22 protein-coding genes are annotated in these 23831 nt (G+C 36.0%); 15 read left to right on the forward strand and 7 right to left on the reverse strand.

What is annotated here, in order from left to right; all coding sequences use genetic code 11:
• Positions 1 to 240 precede the first annotated feature (240 nt).
• The 11 genes from L2586_RS03845 (at position 241) to L2586_RS03895 (ending at position 10733) form a co-directional block, all read left to right on the forward strand.
• Entirely contained in the window at positions 241 to 474 is a 234-nt protein-coding gene (locus L2586_RS03845; RefSeq protein ID WP_235291467.1) for an acyl carrier protein, read from the forward strand.
• A gap of 96 nt (positions 475 to 570) precedes the next feature.
• Entirely contained in the window at positions 571 to 1815 is a 1245-nt protein-coding gene (fabF, locus tag L2586_RS03850; protein WP_235291468.1) for a beta-ketoacyl-ACP synthase II, read from the forward strand.
• A gap of 7 nt (positions 1816 to 1822) precedes the next feature.
• Complete coding sequence (gene rnc, locus L2586_RS03855; RefSeq protein WP_235291469.1) at positions 1823 to 2569, forward strand: ribonuclease III; 747 nt, start codon at positions 1823 to 1825, stop codon at positions 2567 to 2569.
• Between the two features lie 71 nt (positions 2570 to 2640).
• Entirely contained in the window at positions 2641 to 3873 is a 1233-nt protein-coding gene (locus L2586_RS03860; protein WP_235291470.1) for a metal-dependent hydrolase, read from the forward strand.
• A gap of 622 nt (positions 3874 to 4495) precedes the next feature.
• A complete protein-coding gene (locus L2586_RS03865; protein ID WP_235291471.1) occupies positions 4496 to 5353 on the forward strand; it encodes a helix-turn-helix domain-containing protein in 858 nt (285 codons plus the stop codon).
• Positions 5354 to 5425: 72 nt separating this feature from the next.
• Positions 5426 to 6823, forward strand: a complete 1398-nt coding sequence (locus L2586_RS03870) for a S41 family peptidase (RefSeq protein ID WP_235291472.1) — start codon at positions 5426 to 5428, stop codon at positions 6821 to 6823.
• 120 nt (positions 6824 to 6943) lie between these two features.
• Positions 6944 to 7669, forward strand: coding sequence for a DUF4197 domain-containing protein (locus tag L2586_RS03875; protein ID WP_235291473.1), 726 nt, complete (start codon positions 6944 to 6946; stop codon positions 7667 to 7669).
• Positions 7670 to 7769: 100 nt separating this feature from the next.
• Positions 7770 to 8780 (forward strand): gliding motility lipoprotein GldB, encoded by a 1011-nt coding sequence (gene gldB, locus L2586_RS03880; RefSeq protein WP_235291474.1) that lies wholly within the window; start codon positions 7770 to 7772, stop codon positions 8778 to 8780.
• The gene (locus tag L2586_RS03885; protein WP_235291475.1) at positions 8752 to 9735 is read left to right on the forward strand and encodes an isopenicillin N synthase family dioxygenase; all 984 of its coding nucleotides are present in this window, start codon (positions 8752 to 8754) and stop codon (positions 9733 to 9735) included. The genes gldB and L2586_RS03885 overlap by 29 nt, the downstream gene beginning before the upstream one ends.
• 83 nt (positions 9736 to 9818) lie before the next feature.
• Positions 9819 to 10058 (forward strand): Sec-independent protein translocase subunit TatA/TatB, encoded by a 240-nt coding sequence (locus L2586_RS03890; RefSeq protein WP_235291476.1) that lies wholly within the window; start codon positions 9819 to 9821, stop codon positions 10056 to 10058.
• A 162-nt stretch (positions 10059 to 10220) separates the two neighbouring features.
• Entirely contained in the window at positions 10221 to 10733 is a 513-nt protein-coding gene (locus tag L2586_RS03895) for an OmpH family outer membrane protein (protein ID WP_235291477.1), read from the forward strand.
• A 1631-nt stretch (positions 10734 to 12364) separates the two neighbouring features.
• On the opposite strand, the gene L2586_RS03900 is transcribed toward L2586_RS03895, so the two are convergent.
• The 5 genes from L2586_RS03900 to L2586_RS03920 are packed head-to-tail and all read right to left on the reverse strand — an operon-like array spanning position 12365 to position 17167.
• Complete coding sequence (locus L2586_RS03900) at positions 12365 to 12886, reverse strand: gamma carbonic anhydrase family protein (RefSeq protein ID WP_235291478.1); 522 nt, start codon at positions 12884 to 12886, stop codon at positions 12365 to 12367.
• Between the two features lies 1 nt (position 12887).
• Positions 12888 to 13844, reverse strand: a complete 957-nt coding sequence (locus tag L2586_RS03905; RefSeq protein ID WP_235291479.1) for a TraB/GumN family protein — start codon at positions 13842 to 13844, stop codon at positions 12888 to 12890.
• Between the two features lie 2 nt (positions 13845 to 13846).
• Positions 13847 to 14590 (reverse strand): 23S rRNA (guanosine(2251)-2'-O)-methyltransferase RlmB, encoded by a 744-nt coding sequence (gene rlmB, locus L2586_RS03910; protein WP_235291480.1) that lies wholly within the window; start codon positions 14588 to 14590, stop codon positions 13847 to 13849.
• Between the two features lie 16 nt (positions 14591 to 14606).
• Complete coding sequence (locus tag L2586_RS03915; protein WP_235291481.1) at positions 14607 to 16136, reverse strand: ring-infected erythrocyte surface antigen domain-containing protein; 1530 nt, start codon at positions 16134 to 16136, stop codon at positions 14607 to 14609.
• Between the two features lie 32 nt (positions 16137 to 16168).
• Positions 16169 to 17167, reverse strand: coding sequence for an aspartate-semialdehyde dehydrogenase (locus L2586_RS03920; protein WP_235291482.1), 999 nt, complete (start codon positions 17165 to 17167; stop codon positions 16169 to 16171).
• A gap of 95 nt (positions 17168 to 17262) precedes the next feature.
• Here L2586_RS03920 and L2586_RS03925 point away from each other — a divergent pair, with 95 nt between their 5' ends.
• From L2586_RS03925 to L2586_RS03935, 3 genes are all read left to right on the forward strand, one after another.
• Positions 17263 to 19041: a T9SS type B sorting domain-containing protein gene (locus L2586_RS03925; protein WP_235291483.1), complete on the forward strand. Its 1779-nt coding sequence runs from the start codon at positions 17263 to 17265 to the stop codon at positions 19039 to 19041.
• 52 nt (positions 19042 to 19093) lie between these two features.
• The gene (locus tag L2586_RS03930; protein ID WP_235291484.1) at positions 19094 to 20053 is read left to right on the forward strand and encodes an endonuclease/exonuclease/phosphatase family protein; all 960 of its coding nucleotides are present in this window, start codon (positions 19094 to 19096) and stop codon (positions 20051 to 20053) included.
• Between the two features lie 143 nt (positions 20054 to 20196).
• Positions 20197 to 20583, forward strand: a complete 387-nt coding sequence (locus L2586_RS03935) for a C50 family peptidase (protein WP_235291485.1) — start codon at positions 20197 to 20199, stop codon at positions 20581 to 20583.
• Between the two features lie 59 nt (positions 20584 to 20642).
• Here the strand turns inward: L2586_RS03935 and L2586_RS03940 are convergent, their stop codons facing one another.
• Positions 20643 to 21302 carry a hypothetical protein gene (locus L2586_RS03940; RefSeq protein WP_235291486.1) on the reverse strand — a complete coding sequence of 220 codons (660 nt, stop codon included), beginning with the start codon at positions 21300 to 21302 and terminating at the stop codon, positions 20643 to 20645.
• An 84-nt stretch (positions 21303 to 21386) separates the two neighbouring features.
• Here L2586_RS03940 and dapA point away from each other — a divergent pair, with 84 nt between their 5' ends.
• Positions 21387 to 22304: a 4-hydroxy-tetrahydrodipicolinate synthase gene (gene dapA, locus L2586_RS03945; protein WP_235291487.1), complete on the forward strand. Its 918-nt coding sequence runs from the start codon at positions 21387 to 21389 to the stop codon at positions 22302 to 22304.
• Between the two features lie 299 nt (positions 22305 to 22603).
• Here dapA and L2586_RS03950 read toward each other — a convergent pair whose 3' ends face one another.
• Positions 22604 to 23830, reverse strand: coding sequence for a thioredoxin family protein (locus L2586_RS03950; protein ID WP_235291488.1), 1227 nt, complete (start codon positions 23828 to 23830; stop codon positions 22604 to 22606).
• Position 23831: the final 1 nt, after the last annotated feature.

Here is a 23831-nt window from a genome sequence, read left to right on the forward strand (position 1 = left end):
CAAATATTATATTGTGATCGGCCTAATTATTATCTTTTTAGGTTGCCTTTAAATAAAAATATCCTAAAAAGAATTACTGCAATAATCGGGTAAAAATAGGTTTCTTATTTTAAAAATATAATAAAAAGATACAAAATGGAACTATGTTATGTGAATTGCGGGTTAAATTTTCCGAACAATTTTATGGATTGCAGGAATAAAGCGTTAATTTTGCAATCTAAATTTAAAAGATTTTAAATCATGTCAGAAATTGCAGACAAAGTAAAAAAGATAATCGTTGATAAATTAGGAGTTGACGAATCTGAAGTTACACCTGAAGCTAGTTTTACAAATGATCTGGGAGCAGATTCATTAGATACTGTAGAACTTATTATGGAATTCGAAAAGGAATTTGATATTTCTATTCCAGATGAACAAGCAGAACACATTCAAACTGTGGGCAATGCTATCGAATATTTGGAGTCTCAGCAGTAATATTTTGAGGTAAAACCTCACTTTGATATCCACAAATGTTATAATTAATGTTTGTGGATATTTTTTTTCCTTTATTTTTAGGTCAATATTTAACTTATGAGGAGAGTAGTAGTAACTGGAATAGGAGCATTAACTCCTATCGGAAATACAGCAGAAGAATATAAAAAGGCGTTATTCGAAGGTAAAAGCGGTGCGGATTTTATTACGCATTTTGATACCGAGCACTTTAAAACAAAATTTGCTTGTGAGGTCAAAAACTTTAATCCTGAGGATCACTTTCATAAAAGAGAGGTTCGTAGACTAGATCCATTTTCACAATTTGCATTAGTTGCAGCTGAGGAAGCGATGAAAGATAGCGGGTTAGATCTTGAGAAAATTGACTTGGATCGTGCTGGAGTTATCTGGGGAAGTGGTATCGGAGGATTCCACACTATAGAAGAAGACATTACAGAAGCAGCCCTCGCGAAACCAGGACATAGATACAGTCCATTTCTTATTCCTAAGTTGATCTCTGATATTGCACCAGGACATATTTCTATTAAATATGGATTTAGAGGAATAAACTATGCGACCGTTTCTGCATGTGCCTCTTCATCACATTCTATTGCCAATTCAGCAGATTATATTAAGCTAGGAAAAGCAGATATTATCATTGCTGGTGGATCAGAAGCTGGTATTGTTAAAGCTGGTGTAGGTGGTTTTTCTTCCTTAAAAGCTTTATCTGAAAGAAATGATTCTCCACAAACTGCCTCTAGACCATTTGACAAAGATCGAGATGGTTTTGTCTTAGGAGAAGGAGCAGGTGCCTTAATATTAGAAGAATACGAACATGCGAAAGCAAGAGGAGCAAAAATATATGCAGAAATAGCTGGTTCAGCAATGACTGCAGATGCTTATCACATTACTGCACCACATCCTGAAGGCTTAGCCGTTACTAAAGTAATGGAGTTAGCATTAGCAGATGCTGATGTAACTAAAGATGATATAGATTATATCAATGTTCACGGAACATCTACTCCATTAGGAGATATCGCCGAAATCAAGGCGATCCAGAACGTGTTTGGTGAATCAGCATATGATTTAAATATCAGCTCTACTAAGTCAATGACGGGTCATTTACTAGGAGCTGCAGGAGCAATAGAAGCCTTAGCATGTATCTTTGCTATTCAAGAAGGTTTAATTCCTCCTACTATAAATCATTTTACCGATGACCCAGAAATTGATCCTAAATTAAACTTGACTTTCAATAAGACGCAAAAAAGAACTGTAAATAATGTAATTTGCAACACTTTTGGTTTTGGAGGGCATAATACTTCGATCGTGATTAAAAAAATAAGCTAAATAGATTTTGGGTTATCTTAGAAAATTCTTCAATTATTACCTTTCTCCTGAAAAGGAGTTGGCTCGTAAAATAAAATCTGTAGTTGGATTTACTCCATCCAGATTGAAAATTTTCAAGTTAGCATTTTATCATAAGTCTATGAATGATAAAACGGCTAGTGATTTCAATAATGAAAGACTAGAGTATCTAGGTGATGCCATTTTATCAACCGTAGTCGCAGAATACCTATTCAAGAAATATCCAAACAAGGCTGAAGGTTTCCTAACAAAGATGCGATCTAAAATTGTGAAGCGGAAAACGCTTAATGAGATTGCAGATAAAATGGGTATCGATATGATTCTTACCGATTACTCTCAAGGAAATCTTTCGAAGTCTATGCTAGGAAATGCCTTTGAAGCTTTAATAGGTGCAATCTATGTGGAATACGGATACAATACTACTAGAGACTATATCGTCCGCCATGTACTTCGTAAGTATCTAGACATTCATGAATTAGAATCCACTGATGACAACTACAAATCTCAATTATTAGAGTTCTGTCAGAAAACTGGAAAAGAGGTAGACTATAAGGTGCTTTCTAAATTTAAGCATGAAAAAAGAGACCGATTTAGAATTGCAGTTCTTATAGATGGCAAGGAAACGGCAGAAGCGGAAGACTTCAATAAAAAATCAGCAGAGCAATCTGCATCGAAAGTAGCCTTAAAAATTATCTCTGCCAGAGAACCAAAGGCAGAATCCGCTGTTAATCCATAGGACTTGATATTTAATATAACTTTTCATTTTTCTATTTCATTTCCGTTTACATTTGACATTAAACTACCTTAATGGATTCATTAACACAAATTGTTTTAGGTGCAGCTGTAGGAGAAGTTGTGGCAGGAAAAAAACTAGGCAACAGAGCTATGCTTTGGGGAGCTGTAGCAGGGACCATTCCTGATCTAGATGTTATTATAGGATCCTTATTTATGAATGAGTTGGATTCATTAGCCTTCCATCGAGGTTTCATGCACTCTTTTACTTTCGCCATATTATTTTCGGTGCTCATTAGTTTCATTGTCCATCGACTCTATTCATCAGGATATTACCAACAAAAAGGGCACAAAATATCAGCAATGGTAGGTGCTGGATTGATGATGATATTCATGGCGGGTATTCTTAACGCACTTCCATTTATCATTACAGGAGGGGTTAACATTATCGTGTTACTCATTAGTGTTGTCCTTCTGGGCTACTTTTTCTATCGGTTATGGACAAAGTATTATATGAAAAATCCAATGGAAAATGTAGAAATGGATGTTAAGCATTGGTATTTATTCTTTTTCCTAACAATTGTTACCCATCCTATCTTAGATTGCTTTACGACATACGGAACTCAAGTATTCCAACCCTTCTCTGATTACAGAGTAGCGTGGAATAACATTTCTGTTTTCGATCCATTATATACTGCTCCATTTTTAATCTTACTGTTGATCGCTGCCTTTTTGAAAAAAGGAAAGAAGGCCAGACTTTGGTTTACAGTTGCGGGACTTAGTATCAGTTCACTTTATATGATGTGGACCTTTTGGAATAAGGCAGAGGTAAATGATGTATTCGAAGATTCTTTAGCCAAAGAAGGAATCGTTTATGAAAGGTACATTACCACTCCGACTATTGCCAATAACCTTTTGTGGAATTGCGTAGCTAAGGGCGACGAATACTTTTATACTGGATTTTATTCTGTTCTAGATAAAGAGCCTATCGTAAAAGATATCTTAAAGATTCCGATTAATAAATCAGTGATCAAAGGTTATGACGGTGACGAAACAGTGCTGACTTTAGATTGGTTTAGTGATGGATATAACAGTTATCAAGGTTTAGATAACGGTGGGATTCAAGTAAACGACTTGCGATTTGGACGATTTACTGTGGATAATGAAGACACGGATAATTTTGTATTCAAATTTCAATTACAGCCTGATTCAGAAGGCGCTCTTAAAATGACGAGTAGCGCTGGAGGCCCGCCCGACAATCCAGATGGTTGGGTAAAGGAGTTGCTAGATAGAATGATGGGGGAGTGAGTGTTGCGAAGAATGAACGAACGATCCGTAGGATGAACGAACGATCCGTAGGAATTTTAGCAGAGCTAAAATAGTGAGAGAACCAGCGGCACACCCGCTGGATGGGAAGCCAGAGGCATAATAGGCTTTGAACCCGAGGCAAATCCGAGGGATGGGAAGCCAGCGGCATTTTAGTGAGAGAACCCGAGGGATGGGAGGCTAATACATACTGATAAATAAAGCATTTATTTCTGATGACAGCGCTTTTCACAGCGATGTTATCAATGTTACTCAGAATAACACATGATCATTTGATAGGCTGACTAGAGGTCAAGCTATCAGAGCATTCCTCTTTCTGATGACAGCGCTTTTTCCAGCGATGTTATCAATGTTCCACAGAATAGCCCATGATCATTTGATAGGCTGACGGGAGGTCAGGCTTTCAGAGCATTCAACTTTCTGATGACAGCGCTTTTCCCAGCGATGTTATCAATATTACTCAGAATAACCCATGATCATTTGATAGGCTGACGGGAGGTCAGACCATCAAAGCAGCCGAAAAAAGAAAGATCAACCATTTTCTCAAAAATTTGCATCTACTATTTATATCAGCTTTTCGTTATAAAATAAGATAGAATTACGAATGCATTACATTGAGGCACTTCCTGACAACATTTTTACGAACCATATAGAAAGTTATTGGCAAATTAAAACTGTGAATTCTGATACTCAAGAAATCGAGCTTCTCTTGCCTACCTGCACATTTAATATCATTTTTTCTGAACGACCTTGCCTTGTTAAATCAAAAGCAAATGTTCATTGGAAACACTTAAAACCAGGTGGTACATTTTTCGGTCAGACGAATAGTAGTATTATTATAAAATCAAAACACCCTATCAATCTTCTTGGAATAAGATTCAAACCATTTGCCTTTTCAAAGAAAATTCAACAACCAGCATATCTTCTTAACGACGATTTTATAGCACTAAAGGAATGGTTCCCCTTAAAATCGCAGATGGTGTCTCTGATTGAGAAAATTAACATGAAGGACGATCATGAAACACTTTTCAAGCAATTTGATGAATTAATGTTTATCTTTTTTAAAGATTCACTCAGAGTAGATGAGAAATTAAGAGCACAATTAAATTTTATAATGGACCGAAAGGGAGCTATGAAGATTAGTGAGCTCTTTTCTGAATTTGGAGTAAGTAAGGTGACGCTGAGAAACCATTTTATCAATAAAGTAGGACTCACACCTAAGAAAGTTTCCCAAATATGGAGGATGAATTATGTGCTTCAATTAAAAGCAGAAAATCCACAATTGAGCCTCACTGAGATGAGCTTGCAGGCAGGATTTTACGATCAAGCCCACTTTATTAAAGATTTCAAACAGATCTTCTCTTTAACTCCACGTAAATTTTTCAATGAAAAGCCAGAAATATTCAAACTTGCTCATCATAACATTTCAAGAAGGTTCAGCAACCAGTATGATCCCAAATAAGCAAGCTTAACTTTTTTACAATTATTTAGGCATTTAATAATTTACATTTGAGGAACTAATATTAAATCCGAAATGAAATTAATTATCAAAATCTTACTCGTAATTAGCATACTAGTTCTTCATATAGAATCTTATAATTCACAGACAAATACACTTAATAAAGCATACAAAGAAGCTGCCATAGATAGGCTTAATGAATTAATGAATGACTATTATGTATTTCCAGAAGTAGCTAAGAAAACAGCAACTTTTCTAACAAATCAATTCGAAGAAGGTCACTTTGATAAATTTAATGACCTGGATAGTTTTGCAGATGCATTAACCGAATCAGTTCAAAAGATCAACAAGGATAAACATATGAGGATAAGAAAAAATAGACCATATATAGCTCAAGAAAATTCTCCAGAAAGGATGATCGAAGAAAGAGTAGAGCTTTTGAATAGATCAAGGATGGGGAATTTGGGAATCCGAACTGTTGAAATTTTAGATGGGAACATTGGATATCTTGACTTGAGAGGTTTTGCAGGATTGGAACGTGGGAAATCAAAAGTTGACAGTTATATGAAACTGATGGCAGAGACAGATGCAGTAATTATTGACCTAAGTAAAAATGGAGGAGGAAGTCCTGAGATGGTACAATATCTATGTAGTTACTTTTTTGACAAACACATACACTTGAATAGTCTTTATTATAGGGAAGGAGATGTAACTCGGGAATATTGGACTCTTGATAAAGTGGGAGGAAAGAAAATGCCAGAAGTACCTTTGTTTGTAATTACCAGTGAAAGGACTTTTTCAGCAGCTGAGGAATTTTCTTACAATATGCAGACGCAAAAAAGAGCTACTTTAATTGGGCAAACCTCAGGAGGAGGTGCAAACCCAGGAGGCACCCAACTAATTAATGATGATCTAGGTGTATTTATTCCTACGGGCCGGGCGATTAACCCTATTACGAAAACTAATTGGGAAGGTGTTGGAGTTATACCAGAAATCAAATCAGAAATCGAAAATGCAAAAGAAAAAGCTCATGAATTGGCCAAGATAGCAGCTGAAAAATATAGAAATGAGTCTAATAAAAAAATGACCGAAACGCTGAAACATCTATATGGAATGCTTGATGAATATACGCCTGAAAAATCTCATAAATTGATTTTAACTACTCTTGAAAAATGCGTCGAAAATCGATATCTAGAAGAATATAATATTAATAGTTTGGGTTACATGTATTTAATGGAATTTGAAAAAACAGACGTTGCTGAAGTCCTATTTTTGGCAAATACAAAATTATTCCCCGAATCTCCAAATGCCTACGACAGCTATGGCGAGGTTCTGTTAATAAAAGGAGACTTGGACACTTCATTGCTAAGTTATCAGCAAGCAGTTGATTTAGCTTCCAAGCAAGAAGATCGTGATCTCGAATTCTATCAAAAAAATTTAGATAAAGTCAAGAAAGAGATTAATAAAAGGTAGTAGATATAATGTGATAGGCATTTACTATCGTTCTGTGCAAAAGTTTTAACACAACTTTAGTAGTTTATTTCGAATCAAATGACGTTTCATTCTGTTAAATGAATGTAAAAAATAAATATTATGAGACTTTTAGCATTGATTCTATTATCTACATTGACATTAACCTCAATGAATGCACAGATTAATCTTAGCAAACTCGTAGACAAAGGGAAGAAAGTATTAGCAGGAGAAAATCCACTATCGAAGGATGAAGTAGCTAACGGATTAAAAGAAGCATTGGATAACGGAATCGAAGAAGCTGTTTCTAAATTATCTGCTGAAGATGGCTACTTAGCCTCAGCCTATAAAATTCAGATTCCAGAAGAAGCACAAAAAGTTATTGGCAAACTAAAAATGGTACCCGGCTTCGAAAACATCGAACAAGAATTAATTCTAAAGATGAATAAAGCAGCAGAACTCGCTGCTAAGAAAGCCACACCAATTTTTGTCGATGCTGTGAAATCAATCAGCTTCGATGATGCTATGAATATACTGCAAGGAGAAGATGACGCAGCAACTGTCTATCTTAAAGGAAAAAGCAAGCAATCACTATACAAGGAATTTATGCCTGTAATCGTTTCTGCTTTAGATGAAGTGAATGCTAGAACTTACTGGAAAACTGCAGTCGACGCTTATAACAAAATCCCATTTGTCAAAAAAGTTAATCCTGAATTAGACGATCACGTTAACAACAAAGCACTTGACGGTCTATTTTCATTGATCGCAGTGAAGGAGGAAGGTATTAGAAATGACATCGATCAAAGAAGCTCCGATTTACTGAAAAAAGTATTCGGCCAGCAAGATTAACATCATGTTTTTGAGATCTTAATGAGCTTGAATTATGAGGTCGTTTTGAACTAATTGAGCTCTAGATCAAAATGTGTACGGTTTTTGATATATGAAGAGTATGAAGATTTATATTTTTTCCATAGTAACTATGCTTCTGTTGTTTTCATGCGGGACTGATCAGGAAGAAATTCCCAATGTAAGTGATATCGATGGTTCATTTAATTTATATCGAATAGAGCAAGATATCATGAGTGCGGACACCAATAATCTGCAAGAAGTTTTTCTTCAACATCCTGCATTCATGGAAATCTACCTGAATAACATCATGGGTTTCACTCAGAATCAGGAAGAGAATATTACAGGATTTATAACCGATAGTAACATTAATTTACTGTACCAGGCAACTCAGATCCAGTATGGAGATTTCTCTAGCCTAACTAAAGACTTCGAAGAAGCATTTCAATTTTATAAGTATTACTTTCCAGAACGCGATGTACCTGATTTATATACTTTTATTTCTGAATATGGCATTCAGAGATTTGTCTTTTCTGATGAAGATGGCAAGGATGCTTTAGGAATAGGTTTAGATCTTTTCCTAGGTGGCGATTATCCATATGCACAGTTTATCCCTAACAATCCAGCTTTCTCTCAATATTTAATCAGAAGATTCGACAAGACACATCTCGTAAAGAGAAGTATCGGAGCGTTAGTAGAGGATATTCTCGGTGAAAATACTGGAAACAATCTGCTAGAAAAAATGATTCACAATGGTAAGAAATTATATATTCTAGATCGTTTGCTACCAACGACTCCAGATTCCGTTATCATCGAATATACGACTGATCAAATGTCTTGGGTAGAAGATAATCAAGTAGAAATGTGGGCTTACTTATTAAAAGAAGATCTCTTTTATGAGTCAGATATTAATAAAATCAATAAATTAGTCAATCCTTCGCCAAATTCACCTGGTATGCCTAACGAAGCACCAGGAAGAACGGCCAACTATTTAGGATGGAAAATTGTGGATGCCTTCATGAAAAGGCAATCCAATTACTTTATCCAAGATTTAGTAAATGAGAAGGATGCGCAGAAAATATTGAATGAATCAAAATTTAAACCAAGAAAATAACATGGGAAAAAGAGCAATACCATTAGTTGACCTTGAAAAATTTACCAAAGGAAGTGAAGCAGATAGAACTGCTTTCGTTGCTGAATTAGGTTCTGCATTTCACGAAGTTGGATTTGTGGGAGTTATTAATCATGGCATTCCTAAGGATTTAGTGGATGATTTTTACAAAGCTTCTAAAGCTTTTTTCTCCCTACCTGTCGAGACGAAGAGATCATATGAGATTAAGGATATGGCTGGTCAGCGAGGTTATACTTCATTCGGAAAAGAACATGCTAAACAGTCTCAGGTTGCGGATTTGAAAGAGTTTTTTCAGATAGGTCAATTTGTGAGTAAGGACGACCCAAGAAAGCCAGAGTATCCAGATAATCCTGATGTGAAAGAAGTAGAAGGTTTTTATGAATTAGGAAAGGGGCTTTACAAAGCATTCGAAAAATCAGGTGGTGCTCTACTAAGAGCAATTGCTATACATCTAGGACTTGATGAAAATTATTTTGATCCTAAGATTACGAAGGGTAATAGCATTTTAAGAGCGATCCATTATCCGCCGATTACCGAAGAGCCTAAAAATGCGATAAGAGCAGAGCAACATGAAGACATTAATTTGATAACATTGTTAGTGGGAGCTTCAGCAGGAGGGCTGCAGGTTCTAAATGCGCAGAAAGAATGGCTCGATGTTGTGCCTGGAGAAGGTGAAATCGTAATTAATGTGGGTGATATGTTACAGCGATTAACAAATAACTATTTAATTTCTACAACTCACAGAGTTGTTAACCCTCCGAAAGCTGAATGGCATAAACCGAGATTGTCTATTCCTTTCTTTTTGCATCCAGTAAGTGAAATGGATCTAACTTGTCTGCAGGATACGGTTACAGAGGAGAGACCACTAAACTATGAACCTATTACAGCAGGAGAATATTTAGACGAAAGACTAAGAGAAATAGGGTTAAAGAAGTAATTGAGACAAAACAAAAGCGAATTGGGGAATTAATACTTTGATATCCTTGTTTTTTCGTTGTAACTTTGATAAAAATAAAAAAGATGAATACCACACTATTAATATTTAATTTAGGAGCACCAGAAATAGTTCTGATCGTTTTAGTCGTTTTATTACTTTTCGGAGGAAAGAAAATTCCAGAATTAATGAAAGGATTAGGAAAAGGTATAAAGGAATTCAATAGTGCTAAAGCAAACATTGAATCTGAAATTAAGGAAAATATGAGAGAAATCGAGGAGCCTAAGAAAGAGCCAATATTAGAAAGAAAATCTAACAAAGATTAATTAGAAAGTCTAGACTTCTAGAAGAATATTTATAAAAGACCTTGCTAAGCAAGGTCTTTTATCGTTTTAGAGTCTGTTTTTTCTTAAAGTTTGGTTAAAGAATTAGTTTTTCCGCTACAGTAAAGCTATTTTTGCGTCCTTATAAAAAAGATATAATTTCGAATGAAGTATTCAAGTATAATAACAAAACTATTTTTCGCTGCAGCATTAGTATTTGCAGTAACATTTTCAGCATCGGCTCAGAAATTTGGCCATCTTAATTCAGCAGAATTAATGTCTGAATTGCCTTCTATAAAGAGTGCAGATTCTGAATTGCAAACTTATCAGCAGCAACTTGCTAAGATAGGTGAGGACTTGGTTACGGACTTCCAAAAGAATTATCAAGACTATCAAGCTAAAGTAAATACTGGGACTCTTTCTCAGATTCAAGCTCAAGAAATAGAAGCTTCTCTACAGCAAGAACAACAGTCTATTCAGGTATATCAGCAAGAAGTGCAGCGTAAAGTTACGGAGAAGAGAAAAGAGTTGTATGATCCTATTTTTGATAAAGTAAGAAATGTGATCGAGCAATACGGAAAAGATAATGGCTATACGATGATTTTCGATAGTGGTCTTGGAGCGATACTTTTCGAGTCTTCTGAAGATCTTACTGAAGCTGTTAGAGCGAAGTTATAATTAATATTCTTTGGGTATCGCTCTTGCATACCCTACCGCTTCCGCGGTTCATTCGTTTCAAGCACTGTCGTACTTGACTCTTTCAGAGTTAACGAATTCATTTTCGAGTCTTCTGAAGATCTTACTGAAGCTGTTAGAGCGAAATTATAATTAGCATTTAAGGGGTATCGCTCTTGCATACCCTCCCGCTTTCGCGGTTCATTCTAGATACAATTAGTTGAATAAATGGACTTGTAAACCTGTAGTGCAACGAAAGGACTACTAAGCCGTTTATGGGAGATATATGTGCTTTTTTCTGCGATAAAAAAGTACCAAAAAATCACCGCTCTGAAACCTAAGCTAAAATCAATGCGGCAACCCGCTGCAAATAAAACTCCTCCCTGCGGTCGTCTAACAGTTATTTGCATTTTCATCCGAGCTCATGCATTAATTTCTTAACGCTTATCTTTCAAGGCGATCTTTCTATTTGTGCCTACTTTGCTTAAGGTTGTGAACGCTTATATTTAAAGTTGGATTCTTCGAGGAAAGGTTGATAGCGAAGAAGTAGCAACGAAATTGTTTATGATAAACATTCATAGTGAATCGCTCTTGCATACCCTCCCGCTTTCGCGGCTGATTCTAGATACAATTAGTTGAATAAATGGACTGGTAAACCTGTAGTGCAACGAAAGGACCGCTAAGCCGTTTATGGGAGATATATGTCCTTTTTTCTGCAATAAAAAAGTACCAAAAAATCACCGCTCTGAAACCTAAGCTAAAATCAATGCGGCAACCCGCTGCAAATAAAACTCCTCCCTACGTTCGTCTAACAGTTATTTGCATTTTCTTCCTAGCTCATGCATTAATTTCTTAACGCTTATCTTTCAAGGCGATCTTTCTATTTGTGCCTACTTTGCTTAAGGTTGTGAACGCTTATATTTAAAGTTGGATACTTCGAGGAAAGGTTGATAGCGAAGAAGTAGCAACGGTTGAATAAATAGACTGGTAAACCTGTAGTGCAACGAAAGGACTACTAAGCCGTTTATGGGAGATATATGTCCTTTTTTCTGCAATAAAAAAGTACCAAAAAATCACCGCTCTGAAACCTAAGCTAAAATCAATGCGGCAACCCGCTGCAAATAAAACTCCTCCCTACGGTCGTCTAACAGTTATTTGCACTTTCTTCCTAGCTCATGCATTAATTTCTTAACGCTTATCTTTCAAGGCGCTCTTTCTATTTGTGCCTACTTTGCTTAAGGTTGTGATCGCCAATTGTTAAAGTTGGATACTTCGAGGAAAGATTGACAGAGAAGAAGTAGCAACGAAGTAGTTTATGATAAACATTTATGGGGTCGCTCTGGCATACCCTCCCGCTTTCGCGGTTCATTCTAGATACAATTATCTGAATAAATGGACTTGTAAACCTGTAGTGCAACGAAAGGACTGCTAAACCGTTTATGGAAGATTCATGTCCTTTTTTCTGCAATAAAAAAGTACCAAAAAATCACCGCTCTGAAACCTAAGCTAAAATTTCACCGTTAAGCTAATACATCAATTTCTTAACGCTTGATTAAGAATTAGGAATACATCGTAAAGGGATAATAACGGAGAAGCATTCTGCTTTTGTTATTTCCATGAAGAAAAGACTTAGCCTATTCTTCGTCCTTGAACCAACCAGAATACTTTACGTAGTTATCAGCCGTACGCGTGATATGAAATTGCATACTTTCTTCGTCGAGTTTTTTTAATCGCTTAGCAGGCACGCCACCATAGATGTAGCCCGATTCTAGATGAGAGTTCTCTAATACAACAGCACCAGCAGCAATAAGTACATTTTCTTCTACAACTGCCTTATCCATGATTATGGCTCCCATTCCTACTAGCACATTGTTCTTAATAGTACATCCATGGACCATGGCTTGGTGACCGATAGATACATTGTCACCTATAAATGTACCCGCCTTTTCATAGGTGCAATGAATTATTGCACCATCTTGAATATTTACTTTATTTCCAATTCTTATGCTGTTCACATCGCCGCGAATTACAGCATTATACCACACACTGCAATTCTCTCCCATTTCTACATCACCAATAATCCGAGAATTATCAGCGATAAAACAACTTTCAGGTACCTTAGGCGTAAAACCTCTAACGGAAATGATTTGACTCATGCTATTTAACAGCTTCTAATGTAAATCCTGCTTCTTTTAGCAAGTGAATCACACCTTGAGGACCTCCTAAGTGTCCTGCTCCTACTGCAAAAAAGGTTGTCCCCCCTTTCATCGCTTCTGAAATAACTGGAATCCAATTTTTATTTCTATTCGTTAAAAGTACATCTTCGTGTCCTTCTACTCCACTCTCTTCTTCCTTGAACATATCCTGCATGCCCTCTATATCCTGCTGCTTATAAATTTCGATCATCTTCTGCATACTTCCGTTACTTGCATCACCCATCTCAATCGTTTCTAGCAACATATCTGCTTGCTCTTCATAAGGAATACTATCGAAAACACTCATCTGGTATTCTATCGTTTCTAGACCACCAGTTTCTTTTTTCGCATCCTTCGCGATTTCGTAAAACTCCATTTCATATGACTTCGCTTTACCTGACTGAAGGTCACCAGGATCGATATCACCTGATGCAAAAACAGTAAGCAACATCGGCTTCATTCTTTCCATAAAAAATAATGGAATACCCATTTTCTCGAAATGATCTTTCACTTTCTTATACTCTTCTTCCGTATACAAATCTTTCAACGTTAGATCATCTTTCATGAAAGCTTGATTCAACAGTCCCATTTGTTTGCTGACATCATTCATTTCTTTCATGTCAATTTCGAAATACATCTTTTTCGATTTCCCAATTGCCTCAAGTGTTCCTTCTGGTAAAAAATACTCTTCCGAAGGTATTATATGAATAGTACCATATAGATATGAAGGTGATTCCACCCCATTTCCACTAATTTTCCATAAAAGTGCATTTTCTAATTTCTCATATGCAATGGCATTAGATTCAACAGTGCTTGTTTTCACTTCTTTATTGCTCTGACCTGCAGACTTCTTTGTCGTATTGCATGCGCCAATTGATAGCAAAATCATAACAATAACCCCTAAAAATAATTTATTCATATTTATTTACTTGTTCTTTGTTTTAATACTTCGTACATAATAACACCTGAAGCAACAGATACGTTCAATGAATCCGTCTCTCCTACTTGAGGAATTTTAAACTTCTCATCACATAATTGCAATAAATTACTACTGACACCATCTCCTTCAGAACCCATTATAATAGCACAAGGTTGATTAAAATTAATATCTGAAATGTAATGGTCTGTATTTAGATCTGTTGCAAATATCTGAAAACCTGAACTCCTCAAGTATTCTACTGTATTTGACAGGCTTTTTTCTCTGCAAATAGGTATTCTTAATATTGCGCCTGCTGAGGTCTTAAAAGCATCATGATTTATTCTAGCTGAATTCTTCTCCCCTATAACCATACCATGCACTCCGAAAACTTCCGCAGACCTTGCGATCGCTCCGAAATTCCGCACATCCGTAACGCCATCGAGGATCACAATTATTGGTGACTCTCCTTTTTCATAAAGATGAGGAATTAAGTTTTCGATGGTTTGGTACTCAACAAGAGATGCAAATGCAATGATGCCCTGATGATTCTTACGCGTTATTTTATCCAGCTTATGACTAGGCACATACTGGAGTGGAATATCTAGTTCTTTACACAACTTACGTACATCCTTCTCGAAAGGACCTCGAATAGTCTTGAGAATCAGAACCTTGTCTATTTCTTTATTGGCTTGAATAGCCTCAATTACAGGATTTCTACCAAAAATAATATCATCACTATCCGCCATTGTGCGAAAATAACAATTATTCTTCTTCTGTTATATTATCGATCGCTTTAGAAACACGGTCGCTAATAACTTTTCCAACCGCCTGAACTGAATCAACAGCATCTTCTGCAATATCACGTATTTTTTCACCTACACTTCTATCATCAACTTCTTCAGTCACTGCCTCAGGAGTACTTACCGTTTCGACACTTGGAATTACTGTTTTCTCTTCAACACTTTCCGTTGCTTTCTCTACTTTCTCAGTTACTGATTTTTCCACTTCACTAGAAGCTTCTGTACTCGCAAATTCCTCTCTTACTGGTTCTTTTGCACTAGCAGCACTGACCAAATCTTCGATATTTACCGGTGGAGTTACTACTTTCTCTTTTACGGTCGCTTCTACACCATCTCCCATTTTTTCTTTCAGGAGTTGATTTTTCTCTAGGATATCTTGCTTTACTTTTGCTTTTAATTCTGCTTCTTTAGCTTTTATTTTCTTGGACTCCTCGATTTTCGCAATCTTCTCTTTTTCATTGGCTATCTTCTGTTCGAGCATAACCTTTGTTTTATTCATTTCCGCAAGCTTCATTTCTTTAGAATTCACTCGCTCCTCGATCATTTTCATTTTCGCACCACGTAATTCTTTTTCAAGCTGCCCAAAAGTCCCTTCCGCTCTTTCGTTCTGAAACTTCATATCTTTCTTATCCCACTTAATGGAATTCTCCATTTTCTTAATTGCAGAGAGCAATCCTTTGTATCTATTCTCGATTCTTTCTAATGCGTTGTTTTGACCACCGCCATCTTTAGAACCATATTTTTTCTCTTTAATTTCTTTAAAAAGTCGATCTATTTTATTCCAAATTTCATTTCGATCTCCTTTCGATAATTTCTCATTTCTGAATTTGGTTTGAATAGACTTCATTTCATTCCAAAGCGGCTGTAAGCCTAAACCATCAGAAAGTTTCTTACTAATGGTATCTAACTTTTCATTAAAAACAGCTGCTCTTTCCTTAGATTCTTCCTTAAATTTCTCATCGAATTTTTTACGAAATCTTTTCAACTTATCGAAAAGCGCATTGGTTTCATCCTGTAATTCTTTAGAATGTTCACGGAACAGGTTTTTATCATAAACTTGTCCTTGCACTTTCTGCCAAAAATCTTTTAGCTCATCCCAGACATTTTTATCATAGACTTCAAGATTACTAACCTTTTCCTTAATTTCAGCTAGTTCACTTTGGTACAATTGGTATAATTTCGAAGACAAGACAACAAAATGCCATTCTGCTTTCGCACGATTCACAACATCCGATCTAGTAATCTTAATATTGTCTGGAAGTAGCGTTTCTGTGACAGAAAGCGGTCTATCTATAACGGTGTGATTTTCTGGAAAGACAACAGGATTGCCCACTCTCCATTCATTAATCATTTGGTTATAAAAATCTTCCTTAGCCTCTGATTCAGGGAACACATAGATTTTCACCATGTTCTCCGCTTCAATTAATTCAATTCCAACAAGAATTTTTTCATCTTTCTCGTTAGCTCCCCAAATAACAATTTTCGTTTTCATATCATATGTATTACAGAAAATCGTAGAGGACCTTAACCCACCAGACCTTCTTTTTTCAAGTATTGTACAATTTGTACTGCGTTCGTAGCTGCGCCTTTTCGCAAATTATCAGAAACTATCCACATATTCAAGGTGTTTTCCTGTGATTCGTCTCTTCTAAGTCTTCCAACAAAAACTTCGTCTTTATGTTTGGCATAAAGAGGCATTGGATAAACATTTTTCACAACATCATCTAATACAATAACGCCTTCTGTATTATTTAAGATGCTTTTTACTTCATTAATTTCAAAATCTTCGGCAAATTCAGCATTCACGGCCTCCGAATGTCCACCTTGCACTGGAACTCTTACTGCTGTTGCTGTTATCCGAATATCATCGTCCTTTAAAATTTTTCTCGTTTCATGGACCAATTTCATTTCTTCCTTAGTATAATCATTTTCAAGGAAAACATCACAATGTGGAATACAATTATCTAAAATTTTATAGTGATATGCCTTCTCATAGTCACCTGTTGCCCCTGCCAATTCTGATTCATACTGACCTACGGCTTTCATTCCCGTCCCAGTTATCGATTGGTAAGTAGAAATAACCAGCCTCTTTATTTTATATTTCTCGTGTAGCGGCGCTAAAGCCATCACCATCTGAATAGTAGAACAATTAGGGTTCGCAATGATGTAATCATCTTTCCCAATTGCACTAGCGTTAATTTCAGGAACGACAAGTTTTTTACTTGGATCCATTCTCCATGCAGAAGAATTATCTACAACTCTAGTTCCTACCTCTGCAAATTTAGGCGCCCATTCTAATGAAGCTGATCCTCCTGCAGAAAAAATAGCAACATCTGGACGCTCATTAACAGCATCTTGCATAGAGATAACTGTGTATTCCTTGCCCTTGAAACTAATTTTTTTTCCTACCGATCTTTCGGATGCAACCATTAAAATGTCACTATATTCTAATTTGGATTCTTCGATTACTTCTAACATTACTTGCCCTACCATTCCTGTTACTCCAACTACTGCTAATTTCATATGTTGTTTTTTAATAAAGATTTAGTAATTTTCCGTCTTTCTGATATTAGGTGCAAATATATACTCAATTTTAAATTTTTTCAAAAAATACTGCCTTGATTAGACACTTTATAATCATATGCATCCTTTCTTGCCAATGTCTTAATTTATTAGGTCAATTTTTAGACGATTTCAGCGATTCAGATTTGAATTCGAATCCAGTCTGGGAAGGTGACTTACAAGATTTCATGGTGAATGATGACGAAAAACTGCAATTAAGTGCTGCAGATGGCGATCAAAGCACGCTGTATACACAACTTAATTTTGCGGATACCATTCAATGGGATTTTGAAGCCCTGATGGATTTCTCACCTTCTACTAGTAATAGGTTAAGAATTTATTTAGCCATTGACCAGCTAAATATTGATCAAGCAAGTGGATATTTCATTGAAATCGGAGAAAATGGAGCTGCAGATGCTTTAAATTTTTACCATTTAGCAGAAGGAATTCCAGAACTTATTGCTTCAGGAGAGCTGGCTGCTTTAGGAAGCGATCCCGCTTTCTTAAAAGTAAATGCGCTATATTTCCCTAATGGCGAATGGCGTATTTCTACCGCATATATTGAAAACCAAGCCGTAATTGAAGAATTGGTATTTATTCATGATACTTATGACTTTAGTGGAAATCAAATTTTTCAGCTAGAGTGCAATTATACTTCTTCTAGGAGTGACAAATTTTTCTTTGATAACATTGGCATAAAAAAGTATGAGTTAGATAAAGAAGGACCAATTATTATTAGTGCTGAGATTATTGATGCAACTCATCTGAATATTCAAGCCAATGAAAAGCTAGCATCCACCTCAGTAATAGATCTTTCTAACTACACCATCTCGAATTATAGCGGACGGGTTACTGCTGCAGTATTGAGTGAAAATGAAACTGCGATTACCCTCGAGTTAGATAACCCATTGAATAGTGGTACGACTCATACATTGACCATTAAAGGAATTTCTGACATCAATGGTAATACTAGCCAATCTTATGACTTCGATATCTTTCTGATAGAGGAAGCCATTGCAGGAGATCTGGCCTTAAATGAAATATTATTTAATCCTGAAACTGGTGGGTCTGATTTTGTAGAAATCATCAACATTTCTGACAAATATATCTTTCTAGGTAACTTAGAACTTAATAATGCAAGTAAGCTAGAATCGAAACCTATAGGATCTGACATCGTCATAAAACCTGGTGCATATTTGTGTTTTACTGAAGATATACAATATCTAAAAGACCGATATGAAACACCAGATAGTGCAAATTTCCTTAACGTAGATCTACCTTCATTTAATAACGAAGATGGTAATGTGCAGATCGTTAATAGTATTTCGGGTGAGATCATTGATTCTTATGATTATGAGGAATCACAGCACTTTCAGCAGTTGGATGATTTCAACGGTGTAAGTCTAGAACGAATTTCTCCTTTCGATGACAAGTGGTTTTCTGCTTCTTCTGCTTCCTTATTTGCTACGCCTGGTTATCAAAATTCAGTATTTAGGAATCCAAACATTGGCAATGAAGAATTATTAAGCTTTGAAAGCAAAACATTCTCGCCAAATCAAGATGGAGTCGATGATCAACTGATTATCAATTATAAATTACCTGGAAATGGCTATCAAGTGGATATTGACATTTATGATCAATATGGCAGGCTTGTAAGAACTTTAATCAACAATGAATTATTCTCAGAAGAGGGATTTGTGTTTTGGGATGGCTTAAATGAAAATGGAGAAAGGCTCGATATTGGGATATATTTTGTGGTTTTAGAAGCTTATAATGAGCAAGCAAATGTCGTTGGTGTAAAAAAACCAGCTATTCTGGCTGATTTCTTAGACTAATCTCATGAAATAACATCAATCTAAAAGTATCTTTGTCCTCGTAAAGAAGTATATGTATAATAAGAAATTGATTAAGAATGTGATCGTGGTTCTGCTTGTTGCAATAGCAGTCGTGCCCATTTTCAGTCTTAATGTCCCTTTCTTACAGCTGAGTATTGACTTTTCAGTTCAGTTAATGTTAGGCTATTTGTTCTTAGGATTTCTGTTTCTGATCATTAGTGAAAAGCGATTATTGTTAACGAGTTTTGCTTGCTGTGGAATGTTATGTTTGTTTCTGAAGCAATCCTCGAACAACAATTTAATTCTACCGAAAGTCAATCAAAGTGAGAAAGTTTCTATTGCCCACTTTAATACTTCGTCCAGCACATTAGGGTATGCTTCTATGCTGGAAGCTGTTATTTCATCAGATGCGGATATCGTTTCATTCCAGGAAGTTACTCCAGACTGGGACATGTACCTCAATAATAATCTGAAAGCACTATATCCATACAGTGCGAGAAATGTAAGGATAGATCCTTATGGGATGGAAATCTTCTCTAAATTTCCTATTGTAGAGTATGATACATTTCACTACGATGAAATTCCACATCAGATGGTCAATATTAATGTTTCTGAAAACAACAATATAAATATCATAAGCGCACATGTTCTGCCTCCTTTAGGCAAGAGACTAAATGAAAGAGCTAAGAAACATTTGCAAACGATCGCAAATAAAATTTCTTCGCTCCCTTCTCCTAGTATTGTCTTGGGTGATTTCAATCTAGTATATTGGTCTAATGAAATCGTACATTTCAGAGAGCAAGCTCAACTAGAAAATAGCCGGCGTGATGTTTCTCAGAATTTGCTTAATGTACCGTATGACCATATCTTTTATAGCAATAAACTAGAGTGCACCAGTTTCAGAGATATCTCTGATTCAACCTCTAATCACTTAGGTATCGTCGGGACTTACCAAATAAAACCGACGACGGATGTTAAAGAAGGTCGTGTGACTTCTTTTCTAAACAAATAGAACTTTTCCCCTAATAAATTCTTGCATTCCAATCAAATAATTCAGCTTCTTGATTCCATAGCAAAAGCATTGGCACTAAAAAAATATGTTGTGATATCGAACAAAAGGAAGCCTCATCGCGTATGGAAAGAAAAAATTAAAAGATGAAATACTTAAAAATTTTAATGATTGCAGGACTTAGTGTGTTTGCTCTTGCATCATGCGACAACGATGAAAAAGCCTCCATGAAGTTAGGAGATAAAGAAATTTCATTAGAAATCGATGAAGACAGAAATGATTTCGAATCCAAAATGGAGCGGTTCGGCGAAAGAATAGATAATGAAATCGCTGAAATCAATGCGAAGATGGAAAATGCCAGTGAGGAAATGAAAGAAGATCTAGCAGAAGAAAGAGAAGAATGGAAAGAAGCTAGGGCAAATCTAAACGAGAGGATGAAACGTTTCCAGCAAAATGCGAAAGATAACTGGTCAGAATTTAAAGAAGACACAAATGACTTTTTCGAAGAGCTAGAAGAAGACTTTAAATCATAATTGACTGAGCGTAAATAAAGCAGAATAATAATTCCACAGGAGGTTGATACCTAATCGTATCAGCCTCTTTTCATGTTCATAAGTAACGAAATCCCTTGCTCTACATATTGGTTTTCCATGATCAATGTAAATTCGTTCGTTGTGGAAAGCACCTCTACTAATGGTACATTTTCCCACGCCAGTTGCTTGAGTATGTAATAATAGATTCCTGAGATCTCCGTACTTTCCTGTGCCAGTTTGATGGTAATTGATGAAAGATCTGGCATTCTAGAAATCAGAACTTCCTCTTTGAAATAGTCCTCCACTATTCCTTCTATCTTTTCGTTAACCAAAAGTGTACGCTCTGATACTCCTTGAGAGAAGGTGCAAAAGGCATCCATGTCATTCTCTATATGATTAAATAAATTCAGCTGGCTACTGGAAAGTGTTTTCGTATTCGCATAGGTATAAATGGTAAGATTCGTTTTCACGATCAGGTCGCCGAGCTTAGCGATATAAGCCTTCAAGCGGTTTTGGTATTTGAAATTCTTATCAACATGAATTCTATTGATAGCCATAATGATTGCACCGGATCTTACTGGCTTCCGCAATTGCTGCTCAACTTCCGGTTGGATTTTTCGAGCAAGCGATGATACATTCACCAAGCCTTCATGGATCGCTTCTTTCATAAAAGGAGAACGACTTAATATCTTTTCAACTATCTGTGCTGTGGTGATCATGTTAAATATTTCACACAAAGTTAAATTATAGTTTTATTCTTCCAATTTATTCTTTATCCTTTTTTCTACCATTAGTTTTATAGTATGAAAAAATTAAGAGGCTCTATAGTAGCATTGGTAACACCATTCGAAAATGATGGCGGTATTGATTATCCTGCGTTAAGTCAGTTGATCAATTTTCATCTAGAAAACGGGACGTCTGGAATTCTAGTTAATGGAACAACAGCAGAATCACCATGTATTACACTTGAAGAATTTGATAGCATAACAAAATTCGTGGTGGATCAGGTCAATGGTGCTATTCCAGTTATTGCAGGAACTGGGTCTAATAGCACAGACCAGGCCATCATTAGATCACAGATTGCCGAATATAACGGAGTAGATGGTCTTTTAGTGGTAAGTCCGTATTACAACAAACCGACGGCTAAAGGTTTGCTAGAATATTTTGGAAGTATTGCCACTTCCACGTCGCTTCCGATCATCATTTACAATGTTCCAGGAAGGACGGCATCTAATATCCCTACGGATATCATATTAGAATTAGCTAGGAGACATAGAACGATAATAGGCATAAAAGAAGCGTCAGGATCCATGGAAAAAATCATGGATTTGATTCAGAACAGACCTAGTGGATTCCTAGTTTATTCAGGAGATGATAGTCTGGCGCTTAATACTGTGTTAATAGGTGGCGACGGATGTATATCTGTAGTGGCTAATCAGATCCCTAAAGTTTTCAGCCAGATGCTGAATGCGGGTCTAAACGGAGAAATAGAAATCGCTCGTAATTTGCATTACAAGTACTATGAATTAATGAAGCTGAATTTCATAGAAACGAATCCGATTCCTGTAAAAACAGCATTACATCAAATGGGTCTTATCTCATTAAATTTCAGAAGTCCTATGTGTACGATGGAAGAAGAGAATGAGGCGATCTTAAGCAAGGAATTAAACAATTTGTCTCTGACAAGTTCTAAAAGAGTAAAGGAATTCATATTAGAATAAGGGCTAAGAGATTCCTTTCATATCAAAAAAAGACCTTCCTTGTTAATGTGGCTACAAGGAGGGTTTTTTTATGATCTCAGTGCTTTGTCATGATATTAGCGGTTCAAGGTCTTCAAACGATGACATCATTGAAATTTTAAACATTCCGTGATGACATCACCGTGATTCTAAGCTTTCCGCAATAGCTTTAATGTAATTTTAAACTGTGGAAACTTCTCTTATTCTTTAAAGATTGCTAATCGGAGACGATTCATTCTTTAAGCAGTAAAGTCAATATTCTTAAAAGTGATTAATCTTCACTACGACTTATCAAGATTCTCTAGAAACATTTCTACGAATCTCAAACTTTCAGAATCTCCTAAACTCAGCGATCTAGCCTTTTCAGCATATTCTAATGCTTTCTGATCTTTACCAAGACTATGGTACATTTTAGCAACGGTGAGGTATTGATCATACACGGGATGCTCAGATAACCTAATCGATTCTTCCACTCTAAACAGGCATACTTTTAATTCTTTTTTATCAGCGTTAAGGCATTTGTACTTTCCTAGTTTATAAAGCAATTCTGCATTAGGCTGAATTAAAGTTTCGAGGTATTTTTCTCCCAGAATCACATATTCGTTATAATTTTCCTCTTCCTCATATCTTTTCAACAAGTATTCATAAGTATATTTTTCATACTTCCTAGGATACAAAATTGAAAATAAAGAAGCTACCTTTTCTGGATCTGGTCTAGGTATCTGACGATAAAGGCAGTCATTAATAAGTATTTCTAGGGTTTTTCTATAATTTTCCGCGCCCATTAAATCCTGAAAGTCATCTTTCTCCGCTAGAAAATAGTCAAACAATTCCGAGTCTGTCTTATCTAGGAAGCTAACGATAAAATTCATGTTTTTCTCGCTGGACCAATCTTCTTGGGTGTTTAAATACTTCATTGCGATGCTGTCATGCGCATCATCCATATGCTCCAACTTAAAAAATGCCTCATGGTATAAGTAGTCTGGATTATTAGAGGCCTTAGGATCATCGAGTACAAACAATATTTTCTCGCCTGGTTCGGCAACAGGGTTGGCTGGAACAGCATTACTTGATTTAGCTTTGGATTTCACAACAGATTTCATGGTGTTATTAACAACCATATCACCTATCTGAAGCATCTGATCTGGATTCATTACCCCATCTATTCTTTGCTTTACGTTTCCGTTAGCATCCATAATGAGCATTGTAGGCAGGAAAACTATACCATATTTCTTAGCTAGCTCTTTACCTTTGAATAGATCTACATTTACTCGGACATTAATGAAGTGCTGATTATAAAATTTCGCGACGTTTTTATTTCTAAAAACCTTCTCCATTTTCTTGCATGGCTTGCACCATGGAGCATAAGTATCTAAAAAAATATCTTTGCCTTCTTTTTCAGCTACTAATAATGCCTCATCAAAAGCATTCTCGTAGAAAGAAATACTTTGCTGTGCTTGACCGAAGCCAAAGAAACACAATAGCAAAAAACTAAAAAGATATTTCATC

Origin of the sequence: Portibacter lacus, assembly GCF_021533215.1 — a bacterium.
In the GTDB taxonomy this organism is placed as follows: domain Bacteria; phylum Bacteroidota; class Bacteroidia; order Chitinophagales; family Saprospiraceae; genus Portibacter; species Portibacter lacus.

What these genes read in the sequence shown, in the direction of transcription:
- L2586_RS03845 (WP_235291467.1), top strand. Translation starts at nt 241, where the DNA reads ATGTCAGAAATTGCAGACAAAGTAAAAAAGATAATCGTTGATAAATTA.
- fabF (WP_235291468.1), top strand. Translation starts at nt 571, where the DNA reads ATGAGGAGAGTAGTAGTAACTGGAATAGGAGCATTAACTCCTATCGGA.
- L2586_RS03860 (WP_235291470.1), top strand. Translation starts at nt 2,641, where the DNA reads ATGGATTCATTAACACAAATTGTTTTAGGTGCAGCTGTAGGAGAAGTT.
- L2586_RS03865 (WP_235291471.1), top strand. Translation starts at nt 4,496, where the DNA reads ATGCATTACATTGAGGCACTTCCTGACAACATTTTTACGAACCATATA.
- L2586_RS03870 (WP_235291472.1), top strand. Translation starts at nt 5,426, where the DNA reads ATGAAATTAATTATCAAAATCTTACTCGTAATTAGCATACTAGTTCTT.
- L2586_RS03875 (WP_235291473.1), top strand. Translation starts at nt 6,944, where the DNA reads ATGAGACTTTTAGCATTGATTCTATTATCTACATTGACATTAACCTCA.
- gldB (WP_235291474.1), top strand. Translation starts at nt 7,770, where the DNA reads ATGAAGATTTATATTTTTTCCATAGTAACTATGCTTCTGTTGTTTTCA.
- L2586_RS03885 (WP_235291475.1), top strand. Translation starts at nt 8,752, where the DNA reads ATGAATCAAAATTTAAACCAAGAAAATAACATGGGAAAAAGAGCAATA.
- L2586_RS03890 (WP_235291476.1), top strand. Translation starts at nt 9,819, where the DNA reads ATGAATACCACACTATTAATATTTAATTTAGGAGCACCAGAAATAGTT.
- L2586_RS03895 (WP_235291477.1), top strand. Translation starts at nt 10,221, where the DNA reads ATGAAGTATTCAAGTATAATAACAAAACTATTTTTCGCTGCAGCATTA.
- L2586_RS03900 (WP_235291478.1), bottom strand. Translation starts at nt 12,886, where the DNA reads ATGAGTCAAATCATTTCCGTTAGAGGTTTTACGCCTAAGGTACCTGAA.
- L2586_RS03905 (WP_235291479.1), bottom strand. Translation starts at nt 13,844, where the DNA reads ATGAATAAATTATTTTTAGGGGTTATTGTTATGATTTTGCTATCAATT.
- rlmB (WP_235291480.1), bottom strand. Translation starts at nt 14,590, where the DNA reads ATGGCGGATAGTGATGATATTATTTTTGGTAGAAATCCTGTAATTGAG.
- L2586_RS03915 (WP_235291481.1), bottom strand. Translation starts at nt 16,136, where the DNA reads ATGAAAACGAAAATTGTTATTTGGGGAGCTAACGAGAAAGATGAAAAA.
- L2586_RS03920 (WP_235291482.1), bottom strand. Translation starts at nt 17,167, where the DNA reads ATGAAATTAGCAGTAGTTGGAGTAACAGGAATGGTAGGGCAAGTAATG.
- L2586_RS03930 (WP_235291484.1), top strand. Translation starts at nt 19,094, where the DNA reads ATGTATAATAAGAAATTGATTAAGAATGTGATCGTGGTTCTGCTTGTT.
- L2586_RS03935 (WP_235291485.1), top strand. Translation starts at nt 20,197, where the DNA reads ATGAAATACTTAAAAATTTTAATGATTGCAGGACTTAGTGTGTTTGCT.
- L2586_RS03940 (WP_235291486.1), bottom strand. Translation starts at nt 21,302, where the DNA reads ATGATCACCACAGCACAGATAGTTGAAAAGATATTAAGTCGTTCTCCT.
- dapA (WP_235291487.1), top strand. Translation starts at nt 21,387, where the DNA reads ATGAAAAAATTAAGAGGCTCTATAGTAGCATTGGTAACACCATTCGAA.
- L2586_RS03950 (WP_235291488.1), bottom strand. Translation starts at nt 23,830, where the DNA reads ATGAAATATCTTTTTAGTTTTTTGCTATTGTGTTTCTTTGGCTTCGGT.